The sequence below is a fragment of the Agriterribacter sp. genome (genome assembly GCF_035444585.1).
Taxonomy (GTDB): Bacteria; Bacteroidota; Bacteroidia; order Chitinophagales; family Chitinophagaceae; genus Agriterribacter.
The window spans coordinates 6917-23455 of the sequence record NZ_DAOMOZ010000006.1 but is presented as its reverse complement, the minus strand read 5'-3'; the positions used below and the strand labels follow the sequence as shown (position 1 = coordinate 23455).

Below are 16539 nucleotides of genomic sequence, written 5' to 3'. Positions count from 1 at the left end.
GCCTTCGCACAGATATTTGTTGCCACAGCGCATAAAGAGCATACGGTTTAATAAATCGAAGACATCTTATAAAAAGTAGTAACCAAAAAGGTCTTAATCCCGTTCATGCTGTGCAACAGGTTCATGTTGTAACTTTTGAAAGAAATAAGATGGACGGGAAGGTACGGAACGCTGCATGCCAAATCACACTGCCCTTGCAGACGCCGGTATTCGGGATGCTTTGCTTTACCCGACCCTGATATATACCAGCTTTACATGTTTTCTCCCGGTGTCGCGTTCATCAATTTCAAAGCCGGGTAAGCTTTTGATCAGCGGCAATAGTTTTGCATAACCGTAATTGCGCGGGTCAAAATCAGGACGCTTTTTTAACAAAAGGTTCCCCAGGTCTCCAAGGAACGCCCATCCATTTTCATCGGCCAGATCATTGATGCTGGTGGTAAGCAGGTTGGTAAGATTCTTGTCGGTTTTATTCAGTATTCTTTCTTTTTTGGTTGTTTCTTTCCGACGGGCAGGTTTGGCCGGAACTTCCTCTTTGCTTAATATTTCTATATATATAAATTTATCGCATGCTGCACGGAAAGCCCCCGGGGTTTTTTGTTCGCCCATGCCAAACACCTTCATGCCTGCTTCCCGCAGCCGCGTGGCCAGCCTTGTAAAATCACTGTCGCTGCTCACTATACAAAAGCCATCTACCCTGCCTGTATATAAAATATCCATTGCATCTATGATCATTGCCGAGTCGGAAGAATTTTTCCCGGTAGTATAGCTGTATTGCTGAACAGGAGATATAGCATGATCCAGTAAAACGGTTTTCCACCCCGCAACATGTGGCTTGGTCCAGTCGGCATAAATGCGTTTAAATGTTGGTGAGCCGTACTTGGCAACTTCTTCCAGGATGCCACTGATGAGCCGGTAAGGAATATTATCGGCATCTATGAGAACCGCAAGGCGGAGATCCTTTGTATTTTCCATGTATTGTTTGTTGATTGGCACAAAAGGTAGCCATAATTTGAAAATTTGAAAATTTGGAAATGTGAGAATGTGGAAATGAAGCGGTCGGCACGCGACGAAGGAGGCGTCAGACCGCGCATTTAATGCGGAATGTGAAAAGGCTCACAACTCATCGCCTTTATCCCCTCATTTTCTTCTTTTTCTCATTGATATACAATAATTTCTAACTTTAAGCATTGTTACAAAAAGGGATGGATTGAAAAACCGGCTGCTATTGATATTGTTGTGCTTAACGGGAATACAATTTGGGCTTGCCCAGCAAAATCCTTCACTGTCGAACCTGCGCAAAAAAAAGCTTCCTGTTCTGCCGGATACCCTTCGTTTAGACACATTGAGCATTATTCCGGGAACGTTTCTTGTTTCGGATGCCGACAGCAATGACTATACGCTGGATATTTTTAACGCCATGCTCATATGGAAGAAAAAACCCTCAGCCGATAGTGTGTTGATCAGCTACCGGGTTTTCCCCGGCAAATTTAACACGGTATACCAGCGGATGCGCTTCGACAGCATCAGCAACAATTTTCTTGCATCACCTGTAACCATACAGGATGCCGGGTCACTCCAAAATTCCATTTTTGATTTTGGCAATATAAACTATAACGGGAGCTTTGGCAGGGGGCTTTCTTTTGGCAACCAGCAGGATGTGGTGCTCAATTCTACACTCAACCTTCAAATGAACGGATACCTGGCCGACAGTATCCGGGTAGCTGCGGCTATAACCGACAGCAATATTCCGATCCAGCCCGATGGCAATACACAGAATTTAAATGAATTTGATAAGGTGTTTATCCAGTTTAAAAAAGGGGGGTGGCATTTTGATATTGGCGACATAGATATCCGCCAGCAGCAAAGTTATTTTCTTAACTACTACTCAAGACTGCAGGGTGCTGCTTTCGGCCGTGAAAGCAGGATCAGTCCCTCAATAACCAATCGCCTTTTGCTCAGCGGCGCTATTGCAAAGGGTAAGTATACCCGTAATATTTTTAATGGTATAGAAGGGAACCAGGGACCATACCGCTTACAGGGGCCAAACAACGAATTGTTTTTCATTGTGCTGGCAGGTACCGAACGGGTATTTATTGACGGGGAACTGATGCAAAGGGGGGAGGATCAGGACTATGTGATCAACTACAATACTGCTGAACTTACATTTACGCCCAAACGGATGATCACAAAAGACAAACGTATTCAGGTGGAGTTTGGTTATGCCGACAGGAACTATCTCAATGCTCAATTATACGCTTTTGACGAAGCAGCCGTAGGAGAAAAACTTAAAATAAGGGTTGCGGCCTATTCAAACAGTGATGCTAAAAATTCACCCATCAATCAAACCCTCGATCCCCGGCAAAAACAATTTTTGGCCGATATTGGCGATAGTGTGCACCACGCATTGTATCCATCGCAGGTATTGGATACCTTTTCGGTAAATAAGATCCTGTATAAAAAAGTAGATACCATTTTCAATAATGGCGTGCATGATTCTGTATATGTCTATTCTGTTTCCCCTGCCGATGCCCTGTATAATCTTGCTTTTACGGAGGTGGGACAGGGAATGGGCGATTATGTGCCGGATGAAACAAGCGCTGCCAACGGGAAATTGTTCAAATGGGTGGCGCCGGATGCCAATAATAACAAACAGGGAAGGTACGATCCGGTAATACTGTTGGTTGCCCCCAAAAAACAGCAACTGCTGAGCATAGGGGCCGACTATATGGTTTCTGCCCACACACAGGTGAGCACCGAAATGGCGGTGAGCAGCTATAACGTGAACAGCTTTTCGGCAAAAGATAAAAGCGACGACAAAGGCTTTGCTGCAAAGCTGGTATTGAATGACAGCAGGCAACTGAAAAAGAGCGGGAAAGGACCGGCACTGGTGAGCCGGCTGAGTTACGAATGGGTACAAAACAGGTTCAAACCTGTTGAGCGGCTGCGTGGGGTAGAGTTTTACAGGGGATGGGGTCTCCCTTTAAATGTGCAGTCCGCTACCGAAAATCTTTTTCATGCCGGGGTAGCGCTTAACAGTAAGAATGGCAATTCCATCCGGTACCAGTTTGAACACTACAATCGTGATGACGGATACAGCGGCGTTCGCAACAGCATCCTGCAACAGTCCGACTATGGCAATTGGCATTTTAACAACCAGTTCGATATTACCCGTTTCAACCTCAGGGAACAAAAGGGATATTATTTTAAACCCGCTATTGATGTGGCGCGGGACTTTCCCAAACTCGGCAACTATCGAATAGGCGGAGGATACAGCGGTGAACGCAATTATGTACAATACAAGCAGTACGATTCGCTAACTACCGGCAGTTTCTCTTACGATATATGGCAGGCCTATCTTAAATCTTCTTTAAATAAACCCAACAAATGGGGGATAACCTATTACACCCGCCGCGATAAATATCCCTACCAGGCAAAGCTGGTAGCGTCCGACAGGAGCAGCAATATCAATGCCTATGCCGAGTTGATGAAGAGTGAAAAACACCAGTTGAAAGTAAATGCTACCTACAGAAAATTAGATGTGATTGACAGCAAGGTCACTTCACAGCAATCCGAAGAAACCATTCTGAGCCGGGCAGAATATTTTCTCAATGAATTTAAAGGATTGATAAATGGCAATGTACTGTATGAAGTGGGAACAGGACAGGAGCAGAAAAGGGATTTCACTTACGTGGAAGTGCCGCCCGGACAGGGCGAATATACATGGAACGACTACAACAGCAACGGTATTCCGGAGCTGAATGAATTTGAACTGTCGCAGTTCCGGGACCAGGCGAAATACATTCGCATATTTACGCCTACCAATGATTTTATAAAAGCAAATTACCTGCAGTTTAACTATAGCGTCGTTGTTAATCCGCGTTCAATGATCGACATGAAAAAAGCGAACGGCTTTCAAAAATTTCTTACCCGCCTGTATTTTCAAAGCGCTTTACAGGTATATAAAAAGGAAAGCTCGGGTAAGCTTCGGTTTAATCCCTTCACCGTTCCTTTATCCGACACCTCTTTACTTGTACTGAACCAGGTGTTCAGCAATTCTTTTTCGTTTAACCGCTTCAGCAGTATATGGGGCATGGATCTCAATAATATCCGCAACAGCAATAAAGCCTTTCTTACCTACGGGTATGAAAGCCGGGAAGTTAATGAATGGAATGTAAAAGGCAGATGGAACATAACCCGGTCGTTCCTGCTGGAATTATTGGCCAAAAAGGGACAAACCGGCCTGGTAACGCCAAATTTCGACAACAGGAACTACAATATAGAATCGCATGGAATAGAACCGCGGCTTTCTTTTATCCGGGGCACCAACTTCCGTATAGCGCTGGGATATAAATATGATGATAAGCAAAATACGGATGCCGCACAAAAGGCGATCATCAATTCCCTGATCAGTGAGGCAAAATACAATGTGCTTTCCAGCAGCTCGGTCACTGCTAAGTTTACCTATAGCCAGATCAGGTATTCCGACCCGGGGAATGCCAACATACCCAATACCACCGTGTCATACATTATGCTTGATGCATTATTGCCGGGGAAAAATTTTTTATGGACCGTTGATTTTACCAAACGGCTCACTTCCTATCTTGAACTGAACTTTCAGTATGAGGGAAGGAAGGCAGGCGTTTCCAACACGGTGCACATTGGCCGCGCCTCGTTAAGAGCCCTGTTTTAAAATGAAAACCGGAAGCATTGCTACTCCCGGTTTTCCGAATATAATGGAGGAATATTATTATCCGAATATGCCACCTTTTTTAAGTGTAACAGCACCTTCTCCAATTTTGAAGCCATTCTGGTATACCTCAACCTTGTAGGTTCCCGGCTGGTACTTATCGGTTTGTTTCAGATCAAAGCTTACATTTTTGCGTTTGCCCTGTTCGTAATCAATAGATACTTTATTGGTAAACTCTTTATCACCATCTTCCCTGGTGTTAACAGATCCTGATCCAAGCCCGTCTTCTTTCACCACCTGCCCTTCCGGATTGGTAACAATTACATACAGGTCTTTTGTGCCGGTTACGGATAACCTGTTTTCCACATCAAACGAAACCCTGAATTTATCGGCCCTTTTTGCCCTGGAAGTTTCTGATTCCTTACCGCTTTTCTTTTCATTGATGGCAGCAATATGGAAATTAGCGGCATTCAATGTAGAGCCTACGTCAACCTGACTTGAAAGCTCCTTGTTTTCAGTTAACTTGGTGTTCAATGTATCCGTTAACTGTTGCTTTTCCGTAGTAAGTTGTTGTTTGTCGGCTGTTAACTGTGTGTTTTCTCCCTGCAGTCTCTCAATTTCCAGTACGTATTCTTCAATTTTTCCGTTCAGTTGGTTGATCAGCTTGCGCGCTTCCGACAGGTCGGCCGCGGTTGCATTTTGCTTGTTGATCAGTGTTTTTATCCTGCTTCTCATGCTGGTAACGTCTTTGTCACGTGTTTTAACCAGGCTGTCGAGCTTTGTATTTTCAGAAGTCATTTTATCCAGGCGGATTTCAGCAGCCTGGTAATCTGTTAAAAGCTGGTTTCTTACCGAATCCAAAGAAGCATACTGAACATCCTTTTGCTGAATTACTTCCTTGGTTTTACTTTTATCGTAGATAATGTAGCCCCAGGTACCTAATAAGGCGGCGATCAGTACGCCGTATATTATACCGCGGTTGTCTTTTTTTGGTGGTTGGGGCTGGCTTGATGCTGAGGGATAGTTTGAAGCGCTCATAGTTTATTTTTTTTGAGTTTAAACAAATTTAGAGATATGATACATCAATTAAACTTAACAAATTTATTGGTTATTGATATAGAAACTGTTCCCGGAACCCCTGATTTTCAATTGTTACCGGAATATTGGAAGGGGCTCTGGCAGGACAAGATTTCCAAAACCATGCCAGAAAATATTTCGCCCGACGAATCCTACCTGCAAAGGGCCGGTATTCTGGCTGAATTTGGGAAAATCATCTGCATTTCAACAGGCTTTTTTTATCATGAGACAAATGGAAAATTGTGTTTCAAGATCAAGTCGTTCAGTGGCGATGATGAAGCCGCCCTGCTTATTGCTTTTGTGGATTTGCTGAATACATTCCGTGAAAAAAGAGGCATTTTTGCAATTGCAGGACACAATCTCAAAGAATTTGATATCCCGTACATCTGCAGGCGGATGCTGATACTGAACATTCCTCTGCCCGATTATCTCCAGCTAAGCGGTAAAAAGCCCTGGGAAACCAACCTGGCAGATACGATGGAATTATGGAAATTTGGCGATCATAAAAATTATGTATCCCTTAAACTGCTGGCCGCCGTTTTGGGCATTGATACCCCAAAAGACGATATTGACGGAAGCATGGTAAAAGATGTATATTACGAGGAAAAAAACCTCCCCCGCATAGTAACCTATTGCCAGAAAGATGTTGTAACCGTTGCCAATATTATCCTGCGGTTTAAAGGCATGTCTTATCTGGAAAAAGAAAACATTACAATAGTAGAATGAGTATCGGATTTGTTAATGTTAACCGATAAACCGATCAGGCTATTTAACTTACCAACATGAGCGTCGAAAAGATCATTACAGACTGGAAGCAAAAAAAAATTAAACCGGTATACTGGTTAGAAGGTGATGAGAATTTTTATATTGACCAGTTGGTTGAATATGCAGAACATCATATCCTTTCTGAAGAGGAAGCCGGATTTAACCTTTCCGTTTTTTATGGTAAGGATACCAATTGGGCCGAACTGGTCAATGCCTGCCGGCGCTATCCCATGTTTTCCGATAAGCAGGTAGTCATATTAAAAGAAGCCCAGCAGATGCGTGATTTGGATAAATTGGAAGCCTATGTAGAAAACCCGCTGCTTTCTACCGTGCTGGTGGTTGCGCATAAGGAAAAGAAGCTGGATGGGCGCAGCAGACTGTCAAAACTGCTAAAACAGCATGCCGTGGTGCTGAGCACAAAAAAAATTTACGAGAGCCAGTTGCCCGAATGGGCCAATGAGCAGGTACAGAAAAAAGGTTTCACAATTTCGCGGAAGGCGGTGATGTTGCTGATAGAACATATTGGAAACGATATGAGCCGGATCAACAATGAAATTGATAAATTGCTGGTGAACCTCGGCAGCCGGAAGTCTATTGCTGAAGAAGATATCGAACAGTATGTTGGCGTAAGCAAAGAATACAATGTTTTTGAATTGCAGGAAGCGCTGCAACGCAGGGATGCGGCAAAAGCAATGCGCATCATTCAGTATTTTGGATCCAATCCCAAAGCGGCTCCCATTCAAATGGTGATGCCTGCGTTGTATAATTTTTTCAGTAAAGTATACATGCTGTTTGCCGTACAATCGAAGGATGAAAAAGCAGCGGCTGCCGCTATAGGCGTTAATCCCTATTTTATTAAAGACTATATGGTTGCAGCTAAAAATTATGGTTATACAGGCATTGAGCAGGCCCTATTGCTGCTTCATCAGTATAACCTCCGCAGTATTGGAGTAAATGATGCGGGTACCGGGGATGCTTCGCTGATGAAAGAAATGGTGGTCAAGATAATGCAATAATGCGGACTGCATATTGTTTGCAACCCGCATTATGTATTTAAAAAAATCATAGTGATCAGCGTTCAGGGGGAGGGGCAGGCAGGGTTATTTTGCTTTCGGGGTGTTCTTTCCCGTTATGACAGGTAATACATGTGATCACTGTTTTCCCTTCTTCCACATAGTCAAAGTATTTTTTGTTGATCTTTGCTGTCATGCGCATCATATCCCGGGCTACGTTTTTTTCAGGTTTCTCATCACTTGAAAAATCAAGCTTTTTGGGATTTGTTTTGGAAGGCGCATGGCAGTGATTGCATTTTACACCCAAAGAAACATTGAATCCTTTCATTATCTTTTCCAGTTCCTCGTGACTGATGTCTTTAGGAAGTACTTTAAGATTGGGTTTGGGTTTTTTGTCCTGGACAGTAGTAGCGGCTACACCAACCATAAGAATAAAAACCAGGGATATGCCCGCTAAAAATTTCTTTTTGTGCAATTGATACATAGCGATAGAATTTCCCGTTAAAGTAAAATTTTCTTTCTTACATACCAATTTTATTTTTGTGGTTTAAAAGGGTTCGTAGTTTATGGTCGGGAAGTTTATGGTTTGGCGATAGGTTGCCGCTTGGCTTCCCACTTACCACTTACTACTTACTACTCAATTACACAACAACATGATAAAAGAAAAGATACTGGTCATAGGTGCATCCGGGCAGATTGGCGTGGAGCTAACCCTTGCTTTGCGGAAGATATATGGCAATACGCAGGTGGTTGCATCCGACCTCAGAGAAGAGAACGACCTGTTAAAAGGCACGGGGCCTTATGTTTCCCTGGATGTGATGAATAAAGAAATGCTGCATGTGCAGGTGATCAGACAAAATATAACACAGGTATATTTACTGGCAGCCATTTTATCGGCAACAGGTGAAAAAAATCCCGGACTTGCATGGCATCTTAATACACAAAGCTTATTGAACGTGCTGGATATTGCCAGGGAAGAAAAATTGCAGAAAGTGTATTGGCCAAGCAGCATCGCGGTATTTGGACCGACTTCCCCGCGGCAAAATTGTCCGCAGCAAACCATAATTGAGCCCACTACCGTGTATGGCATAAGCAAATATGCAGGCGAATTCTGGTGTAAATATTACAATCAGCGTTTTGGCGTAGATGTTAGGAGCCTCCGCTACCCTGGATTGATCAGCTATAAATCTTCACCCGGCGGCGGTACAACCGATTATGCTGTAGAGATATTTACCGAGGCGCTGGAGGAAAAAAAATACACCAGCTTTTTGAACGCCGGCACTCTTTTGCCCATGATGTACATGCCGGATGCCATCAGAGCCACTATTGAGCTAATGGAAGCCGACGCCGCTAAAATATCGGTGCGAACCTCGTATAATATCGCTGCCATAAGCTTTTCACCCATGGACATTGCGGCGGAAATTAAAAAACATATCCGGGGGTTTGTTATGGAGTATGAACCGGATTACAGGCAGGCTATTGCCGATAGCTGGCCGCAAACCATTGATGACAGCGTGGCCCGTAAAGACTGGGGATGGGAACATGAGTATGACCTGTCACGTATAGCCGCTGATATGCTGGATAACCTGGCGCAGAGGTAGCGATCAGTATGATGGCTACCGGTTGTCAGCCATCAGTGGCGACAGATCGCTCAAAGCTCCTGTGTTTGCTTTTGCTGACCGCCTACCAGCTTATTGTCACCGCCTCCTTTAAGTTTTGTATTTTTGTGCTTTAATTGAATTCAGCTTTATGAAACAAACAATATTGATGCTAACCCTGTTAATAAGCGGGCTGTATACTCAGGCGCAGCAAAAAAATGATCTCTCCGGCGGGCAATGGCGCGGAGAACTGCAACGGGCAGACGGAAATAATATCGTTTTCAATTTTGAAATAAGCAAAAAGTCAGGTAAGCCCATCGCTTACATCCGCAATGCCGCGGAGCGCCTGGCCGTTGATGATATAACCATAGTAAAAGATTCTGTTTTTATCAGGCTTCCCTTTTTTGATTCTCAGTTCAGAGCGGCTTTTATTGATCACAACCGGATAAAAGGCGTTTGGATCAAGCGCCTTGCCGACCGGAACCTGGTTATGCCTTTTACGGCAGTAAACAATGGTACAAAAAGCTACCGGTTTAAAACTTTGAATAAAAAGCCTGCCGCTGATATAACCGGTCGGTGGGCAACTTCTTTTTCTGACGCAAAACATACGCGTACTATTGCAGCTGTAGGCGTTTTTAACCAGGAAGGAACGGTATTAACAGGCTCTTTTCTTACCCCCTCCGGCGATTACCGCTATCTCGAAGGCGTGGTTGACGGCGATTCGCTTAAGCTGTCGGGCTTCGACGGGGGGTACGCGTTATTGTTTACAGCAAAAATTGATGATGCCGGCAACATCAGCGGCGGAAAATATTTTTCGGGTGTGGGAGCGCCCAGGATATGGGAAGCCAGTAAAGATGCGGCAGCTCAGTTATCCGGTAATGCTTCTTCCGCACTTTTAAAGCAGGGGGCCTCCCCGAAGCTGGATTTCACTTTTAAAGATGTGGACGGCAAGCCCGTTTCTATAAACGAACCCAGGTTTAAAAATAAAGTAATAATAGTACAGATATTGGGCTCGTGGTGCCCCAATTGTATGGACGAAACGGTTTTTATGCACGAACTCTATAAAAAATATAGATCCAAAGGAGTAGAGATAGTGGGACTGGCTTACGAAAGAACAGCTGATTTTACCCGTTCGCAGCAAAGCGTTCGAAATTTCATGAAGCGGCTGAAAGTAGAATACCCGGTGCTTATTACCCCCGTTGCCGTGAGTGATCCTCAGCGTGCCGAAAAAACATTGCCCCAGTTGGAAAAAATACCGGCTTTTCCTACTACCATTTTTACAGACCGTAAAGGAGAAATACAAAAAATACATGCCGGCTTTAACGGCCCCGGAACAGGAGCCGATTATGAAAGGCAAAAGAAAGAATATTATGAGATCATAGATAGCCTGCTTGAGGCAAAATGATACTGGTTTATTATGTAAGACTGTAGATCATCGAGCAGATAATAAGTGTGATGAGCAATACAAGAAAGGGATAATATTTTTCCCAGTAATTCCTTTTTTTTGAAGCATGTACAAAATCACGGATTGTTTTTATAGCTGTTTCATTATTCCCTGCCAAAAGGTTTAACTGGCCGGCTATTGTACCGGTATACTTATAGGGCAGTTCAGATGAAGCGGATAAAAGCTGCAGAATGAGTTTTTGATTTAAGGCTTCATCTTTGTGATGCAGCAATACATTTATATTGCTTTCAGAAAGGATGTTTTTTATACGATGGTATATCACTTCCTTATTCATTCTGAATATATCCATAGACGCCATTTGTTTATTCAGCTTAATGCAATCATTTAGTATTGTTACCGGTGTTTGACCCCATTTCATATGAATATCGCTGCCGGGGAAACGCAATTTCCATTCGTTGTGATACTTTGCCCTTTTTGAAGGGTGAGACAAGGTTTCATAGGCTTCCTGTAGTTCCCTGAACTGCAAAACAGCGAATTCATTTCCTGCATTAACGTCGGGGTGATACTGCAGTGCCAGTTTTCTGAACTCTTTTTTAACCGCTTCCAGAGTGGCATTGGGTGGAATGCCTAAGGTTTTATAATGATTTTTGAAAGCCATAACCGGAGGAGCAAATTTCCCAAAAACAAACAATAGCGCCCAAAGAAAGTTTATATTGTTTACAATTACTAAACAGTTAATTTTATCGCATGAAAGATCTGTACAACCGCACGGAAGGAGATATCAATTTATCTGCCTCCCGCAATGCATGGTATAAAATAATTGACCATGCCGGAACCCAGCAGTATTTAAATGAAGATGCGCAATATTTCCTGCATCAGTCCATGTCTACACCCTGTTTGGATGTATTGCAGTCATGCGAAGGCATCTATATTACAGACCTTACCGGTAAGTCTTATATGGACTTTCACGGCAACAATGTACACCAGGTAGGTTACCGTAATCCGTATGTAATGGAAAAAGTAAAAGCACAGATGGATATATTGCCGTTTAGCCCCCGCCGGTATACCAATATCCCTGCTATTGAACTGGCTAAAAAGCTGGCTTCCCTTTTCCCTGGCGATCTGAACCGCGTATTGCTGGCGCCGGGTGGTACTTCAGCTATCGGTATGGCGTTGAAGCTGGCGAGGATCGTTACCGGTAAACATAAGGTAGTATCGCTATGGGATTCTTTTCATGGCGCCTCCTTAGATGCCATTTCTGCGGGAGGCGAACAGGTGTTCCGCAAAGGCATGGGTCCTTTAATGCCCGGCGTGGAAAGGATACCGCCACCCACTTCGTACAGGGGCGTTTTTGGTGACGATGTGAATGATGTTGTGTATGCAGACTATCTTGAATATGTAATAGAAAAAGAAGGCGACATAGGCGCTTTTATTGCAGAAACCATACGCAATACCGATGTGCAGATACCTTCAAAAGCGTACTGGAAAAGAGTAAGGGAAATATGCACACGTCATAATGTATTGCTTATTTTGGATGAGATACCCATTGCTTTTGGCAGAACCGGCAAGATGTTCGCCTTTGAGCATTACGGTATAGAGCCCGATATTGTTTGTGTGGGAAAAGGGTTGGGAGCAGGCATTATGCCACTTGCGGCTATGGTTGCCCGTGATGCGTATAATATTGCTACGGATGTATCGCTCGGGCATTATACGCATGAAAAAAGCCCGTTGGGTTGCGTAGCTGCAGCAGCCATGATTGAGTTTATTGAAAAGGAGCAGATCCTGGAGAAAGTGAATGCCGATGCCATATTTATGAAAAACGAACTGGATGCGCTCAAACAAAAGCATGCTTTAATAGGTGATGTAAGAGGCATAGGTTTGTTGTGGGGAATAGAGCTGGTAAAGAACAGGGACACGAAGGAAAAAGCGGTTGAAAAAGCAGAAATGATATTGTACGAATGCCTGGCCAACGGGCTGAGCTTTAAAGTTTCGCAGGGCAATGTATTGCAGTTGTCGCCGCCGCTGACCATAACCCGGAAGCAGCTAAAAGAAGCCATTGGTATAGTAGATGCTGCGATTGCAAAGGCAATGGGTAAATGATAAGAATGGACGTATCCGTTGAGTGAAAACTGTTTTTATTTTTGGAACGGAGTTCCGGAAGAACATAGGGTATACGAAGTCGGAGACATCGTACAGCGAGTTGAGTGAAAACTGTTTTTATTTTTGGAACAGAGTTCCGGAAGAACATAGGGTAGCTGCGTGGCTGCAGCAGCCATGATTGAGTTTATTGAAAAGGATCGGATCCTGGAGAAAGTGAACACCGATGCCCTGTATATGAAGGACGAACTGGATGTGCTCAAACAAAAGCATGCTTTGATAGGCGATGTAAGAGGTATAGGATTGTTGTGGGGAATAGAGCTGGTAAAGAACAGGGATACGAAGGAGAAAGCAGTTGAAGAAGCGGAGATGGTATTGTACGAGTGCCTGGCCAACGGGCTGAGCTTTAAAGTTTCGCAGGGTAACGTATTGCAGTTGTCGCCACCGCTGACCATAAGTCGGCAGCAGCTAAAAGAAGCCATTAATATAGTTGATGCGGCTATTGCGAAGGCGATGGGCAAATGATAATAAAAAGGAACTAACGCTTTTAACCGTTAATTCCTTTTTCTTTTTTTACTTAAAACCGGTTATTTTTTGCTTCCCAGCATATAGCCAAAAGAGAGTCCTGCAAACCTTGTGCTTACATTACCCAGTTCAGTATCGACATCGGAAATGTTGCTCAATCCATGCGTATAGTTGGCGCTTATGAAAAGGTTACTGGCAAACTGGTAACCCAGGGTTACATTTGCTCCCAGTTCAAATCTTTTAAGCACGCTTTTTTCTTCGGTTACTCCTTCCACTCCCTGTTTTTTGTACCAGTCTTCGGTGCCGTCATCACCTTTAAGTTTAGCAGACAACCCATAAGACAGGTTGGGTCCCAGTCCTAAAAAGAAACCTCCTGTTTTATACAGAAAATTAACAGGAAGGTCAATCGCGTACAGATTGATATTTGTTTCTGAACCGTATGCCGTGCTTTTTGAGTTGAACAATAGCTGGGGTTGAACAGAAAATGTTTCTGAAAGCGATATGTCGGCCACGCCTCCAAAATGAAATCCTGTTCCTAAGGCGGCCACCCTGCTCCACTCTCCATCGTATTTCGTTTTCATGGAAAATGTGTTTTGCTGGATGCCGGCTTTTACGCCAAACGATACCTGCTGGGCTTTAAGCGTTGCGCAGCTAACTGCAAGTGCAGTCATCAATACAAATGTTTTTTTCATTGATTTTGGGTTTTATGATGTACCAAAACTGTAATTTCCGGTACGAAAGCATGTAAACGGTAACGCGTGTACGTAATTGCATGACCCGGCTGTATAGCAATTGTAATTATCATAATTCAATTGTTCCTGTTTTTTCACGTACAGACATAACTGCTAAACTTTTTGTTACTTCGCTCATCTTATCGTATGCGCAGGTTAAACCGTATTATATCTAAAGCTTCTCTTTTTATGGTGCTATGCCTGGTAACGGAGTATGCGCATACCCAGCATTTTCTTCCGCCGTCTGATACCTACAGACCCGACAGGTTAAAAAAAGTGGTCATTACCGAAGTAGCCATAAGCGCCGCCGTAAGCATTGGGTTGTATTATCTCTGGTATAAAAAATTTCCCCGCAGCAGGTTCCATTTATTCAACGACAACAGGGAATGGCTGCAGATGGATAAAATAGGTCATGCTGCTACCGCTTATAATATTGGTGTGCTGCAATACGATATGATGCGCTGGTGCGGCGTAAAAAAAAATGACGCCATTGTTATTGGCTCTGCAACGGCATTGGGCGGGCTAACGATCATTGAGATCCTGGATGGGTTTTCAACGCATTGGGGCTTTTCAAAGGGAGATATGCTGGCCAACCTGGTAGGCACGGCTATATTTGCTTCACAGCAGCGCTGGTGGGATGAACAACGGGCAACGATGAAATTTTCTGCTCACATTTCACCTTATGCACAATACCACAGAAGCGAGCTGGGAAAATCCTGGACATCCCGCATACTTAAAGATTATAACGGACAGAGCTACTGGCTATCCTTTAATATAAGATCATTTTTACCTTCCTCGTCATCCTTTCCTAACTGGCCATCCATAGCATTGGGATATGGAGCCGATGGCATGATTGGCGGGCATACCAATCCCGACAGCATTAAAGGAAATCCTGTTCCGCATTTTGAACGAACCCGCCGGTTTATGTTATCGCCCGATGCCGATCTTTTCAGGGTGCGCTCTATTGCACCTGTAGACGCAGCCACTTACCTGCTGAAGCCTTTTAAATTTCCGGCGCCCACACTGGAGATCAATTCAAAGGGGAAGCTTAGGTTTTACGGCTTATATCACTGATAAAACCTGAGATGAAGCTGCCGCGTTTACTATGCGGATAAAGAAGGTGCTGAAGTCCATTCCCTGATCAAAGCTTCAATTTTATCTTCTGCATTGTAAAAAGAAGCTATTTTCCTGATCACGTTTTCAACCAGCGCATCGGGGCAGGAGGCGCCACTGGTAATAAGCAGCTTTGCAGGACTATGCTTCGGAAGAAAACCCGTGGTCAGCACTTCTTCTTTGGTATGAAAATTATAATGAAAGATCTTTTCTTTCGATTGGATCTTGCTTTCGCTGCTGATAAAGTAGGTGGGCAGTTTTTCTTCACATAATTCTACGAGGTGAGAAGTATTGGAACTGTTGTAACCGCCTATTACCAGCGCAATATCTGCATCTGTGCCCAGCATACCCGAAACAGCGGTTTGATTGTCATTGGTAGCATAACACAGCGTATCCCTGGTATCGGCAAAGCGTTCTGCTGTATTGGCTTCGGTTAGCCCGTAGTGCTGTACCATTACCTGCTTAAGATAGTCTGCAATGGCCTGTGTATCGCTTGCCAGCATGGTGGTTTGGTTTACAACACCTATGCGTTGCAGATCTTTTACCGGATCAAACCCTTCGGAATATCTTCCTTCAAATTCCTGTATAAATTGTGCTGCCTTTTTTTCGCCGGTGATGTATTTGGCCAGCTCAACGGTCTCGCTCATATCATTGACCACCACGGTGGGTGCATTGACTGCACTGTGCGAAAAAGTGGCACGCGTTTCTTCGTGGCGGGGCTTCCCGTGTATAACAATACTATAGCCCCTTCTGGCAATTTGCTCCGACCGGTTCCATACTTTTTCAACAAAGGGACAGGTAGTGTTAAAACGTTTGGTTTCGAGTCCTATATCGTGTAATTTCTTTTCAATATGAAGTGTAGTGCCAAAGGCCGGGGTAATAACAATATCATCGGCAGTGAGCGATTCAAAGGGCAATAATTGTTTCCCACGGGTATCCTGTAAAAACTGTACGCCTCTTTCCTGAAGGTCTTCATTTACGTGAGGATTGTGGATCATTTCGCTCAGCAAAAAAATCCTTTTACCCGGATTTTCATCAACCGTACGGAAAGCAATTTCAATAGCATTTTCAACACCATAGCAAAACCCGAAATGTCTTGCCAGGTAAATGTGTAAATCACCCAGGTCAAGCAGGGTTGGACTGAAATCTTTTTTCATCTTATCCTGCTGTTTACGCTTTTGTTTTATGGCAGAAATAAGCGGACTCCGGTATATAATAGGAACATTAAACTGTTTCATGTAAGGTCAAAATACAATATGCAAAGGTAAGAAGTTTAGCGTAAGCAAAAGAGCGGTGTAACTGTGAGTTTAAATGCTAAAAACCCAAAACAAAGGCACATAGGCACAATAGGAACATAGAGCACAATAGAGTAAACAAACTATGTGTATCTATCTGCCCCTATGATCCTATGTGTTAAAAATAAAATCCAAAGCACATAGGCACAGCAGGAACATAGAGCACAATAGAGTAAACAACTATGTGTATCTATCTGCCCCTATGATCCTATGTGTTAAAAATAAAAGCCAAA

14 protein-coding genes are annotated in these 16539 nt (G+C 43.7%); 8 read left to right on the top strand and 6 right to left on the bottom strand.

Annotation, left to right across the window (positions count from 1 at the left end; genetic code table 11):
- Positions 1 to 225: 225 nt before the first annotated feature.
- A complete protein-coding gene (locus PLH26_RS01150) occupies positions 226 to 972 on the bottom strand; it encodes an NYN domain-containing protein (RefSeq protein WP_324584136.1) in 747 nt (248 codons plus the stop codon).
- Between the two features lie 235 nt (positions 973 to 1207).
- Between PLH26_RS01150 and PLH26_RS01145 the strand changes: the two genes are divergently transcribed.
- The gene (locus PLH26_RS01145; protein ID WP_324584135.1) at positions 1208 to 4690 is read left to right on the top strand and encodes a DUF8818 domain-containing protein; all 3483 of its coding nucleotides are present in this window, start codon (positions 1208 to 1210) and stop codon (positions 4688 to 4690) included.
- A gap of 57 nt (positions 4691 to 4747) precedes the next feature.
- Here PLH26_RS01145 and PLH26_RS01140 read toward each other — a convergent pair whose 3' ends face one another.
- Positions 4748 to 5725, bottom strand: coding sequence for a DUF8428 domain-containing protein (locus PLH26_RS01140; protein WP_324584134.1), 978 nt, complete (start codon positions 5723 to 5725; stop codon positions 4748 to 4750).
- A gap of 36 nt (positions 5726 to 5761) precedes the next feature.
- On the opposite strand from PLH26_RS01140, the gene PLH26_RS01135 reads away from it, so the two are divergent.
- A complete protein-coding gene (locus PLH26_RS01135) occupies positions 5762 to 6490 on the top strand; it encodes a ribonuclease H-like domain-containing protein (protein WP_324584133.1) in 729 nt (242 codons plus the stop codon).
- 56 nt (positions 6491 to 6546) lie between these two features.
- Positions 6547 to 7545 (top strand): DNA polymerase III subunit delta, encoded by a 999-nt coding sequence (holA, locus tag PLH26_RS01130; RefSeq protein WP_324584132.1) that lies wholly within the window; start codon positions 6547 to 6549, stop codon positions 7543 to 7545.
- Between the two features lie 55 nt (positions 7546 to 7600).
- Here the strand turns inward: holA and PLH26_RS01125 are convergent, their stop codons facing one another.
- Positions 7601 to 8026 carry a c-type cytochrome gene (locus PLH26_RS01125; protein ID WP_324584131.1) on the bottom strand — a complete coding sequence of 142 codons (426 nt, stop codon included), beginning with the start codon at positions 8024 to 8026 and terminating at the stop codon, positions 7601 to 7603.
- A gap of 169 nt (positions 8027 to 8195) precedes the next feature.
- Between PLH26_RS01125 and PLH26_RS01120 the strand changes: the two genes are divergently transcribed.
- Together PLH26_RS01120 and PLH26_RS01115 are read left to right on the top strand one after the other, a co-directional pair.
- A complete protein-coding gene (locus tag PLH26_RS01120) occupies positions 8196 to 9143 on the top strand; it encodes an NAD-dependent epimerase/dehydratase family protein (protein ID WP_324584130.1) in 948 nt (315 codons plus the stop codon).
- A 148-nt stretch (positions 9144 to 9291) separates the two neighbouring features.
- Positions 9292 to 10545 (top strand): peroxiredoxin family protein, encoded by a 1254-nt coding sequence (locus PLH26_RS01115; protein ID WP_324584129.1) that lies wholly within the window; start codon positions 9292 to 9294, stop codon positions 10543 to 10545.
- Positions 10546 to 10555: 10 nt separating this feature from the next.
- On the opposite strand, the gene PLH26_RS01110 is transcribed toward PLH26_RS01115, so the two are convergent.
- Positions 10556 to 11203, bottom strand: coding sequence for a J domain-containing protein (locus tag PLH26_RS01110; RefSeq protein ID WP_324584128.1), 648 nt, complete (start codon positions 11201 to 11203; stop codon positions 10556 to 10558).
- An 89-nt stretch (positions 11204 to 11292) separates the two neighbouring features.
- On the opposite strand from PLH26_RS01110, the gene PLH26_RS01105 reads away from it, so the two are divergent.
- Both PLH26_RS01105 and PLH26_RS01100 read left to right on the top strand, forming a co-directional pair.
- Positions 11293 to 12645 carry an aspartate aminotransferase family protein gene (locus PLH26_RS01105; protein WP_324584127.1) on the top strand — a complete coding sequence of 451 codons (1353 nt, stop codon included), beginning with the start codon at positions 11293 to 11295 and terminating at the stop codon, positions 12643 to 12645.
- Between the two features lie 159 nt (positions 12646 to 12804).
- Complete coding sequence (locus PLH26_RS01100) at positions 12805 to 13167, top strand: aminotransferase class III-fold pyridoxal phosphate-dependent enzyme (protein WP_324584126.1); 363 nt, start codon at positions 12805 to 12807, stop codon at positions 13165 to 13167.
- Between the two features lie 62 nt (positions 13168 to 13229).
- On the opposite strand, the gene PLH26_RS01095 is transcribed toward PLH26_RS01100, so the two are convergent.
- On the bottom strand, positions 13230 to 13859 hold the full coding sequence (locus PLH26_RS01095) for a porin family protein (RefSeq protein WP_324584125.1): 630 nt from the start codon (positions 13857 to 13859) through the stop codon (positions 13230 to 13232).
- Between the two features lie 186 nt (positions 13860 to 14045).
- Between PLH26_RS01095 and PLH26_RS01090 the strand changes: the two genes are divergently transcribed.
- Positions 14046 to 14972, top strand: coding sequence for a DUF2279 domain-containing protein (locus tag PLH26_RS01090; protein ID WP_324584124.1), 927 nt, complete (start codon positions 14046 to 14048; stop codon positions 14970 to 14972).
- 29 nt (positions 14973 to 15001) lie between these two features.
- Here PLH26_RS01090 and PLH26_RS01085 read toward each other — a convergent pair whose 3' ends face one another.
- Complete coding sequence (locus PLH26_RS01085; RefSeq protein WP_324584123.1) at positions 15002 to 16249, bottom strand: 4-hydroxy-3-methylbut-2-enyl diphosphate reductase; 1248 nt, start codon at positions 16247 to 16249, stop codon at positions 15002 to 15004.
- Between the last annotated feature and the right edge of the window lie 290 nt (positions 16250 to 16539).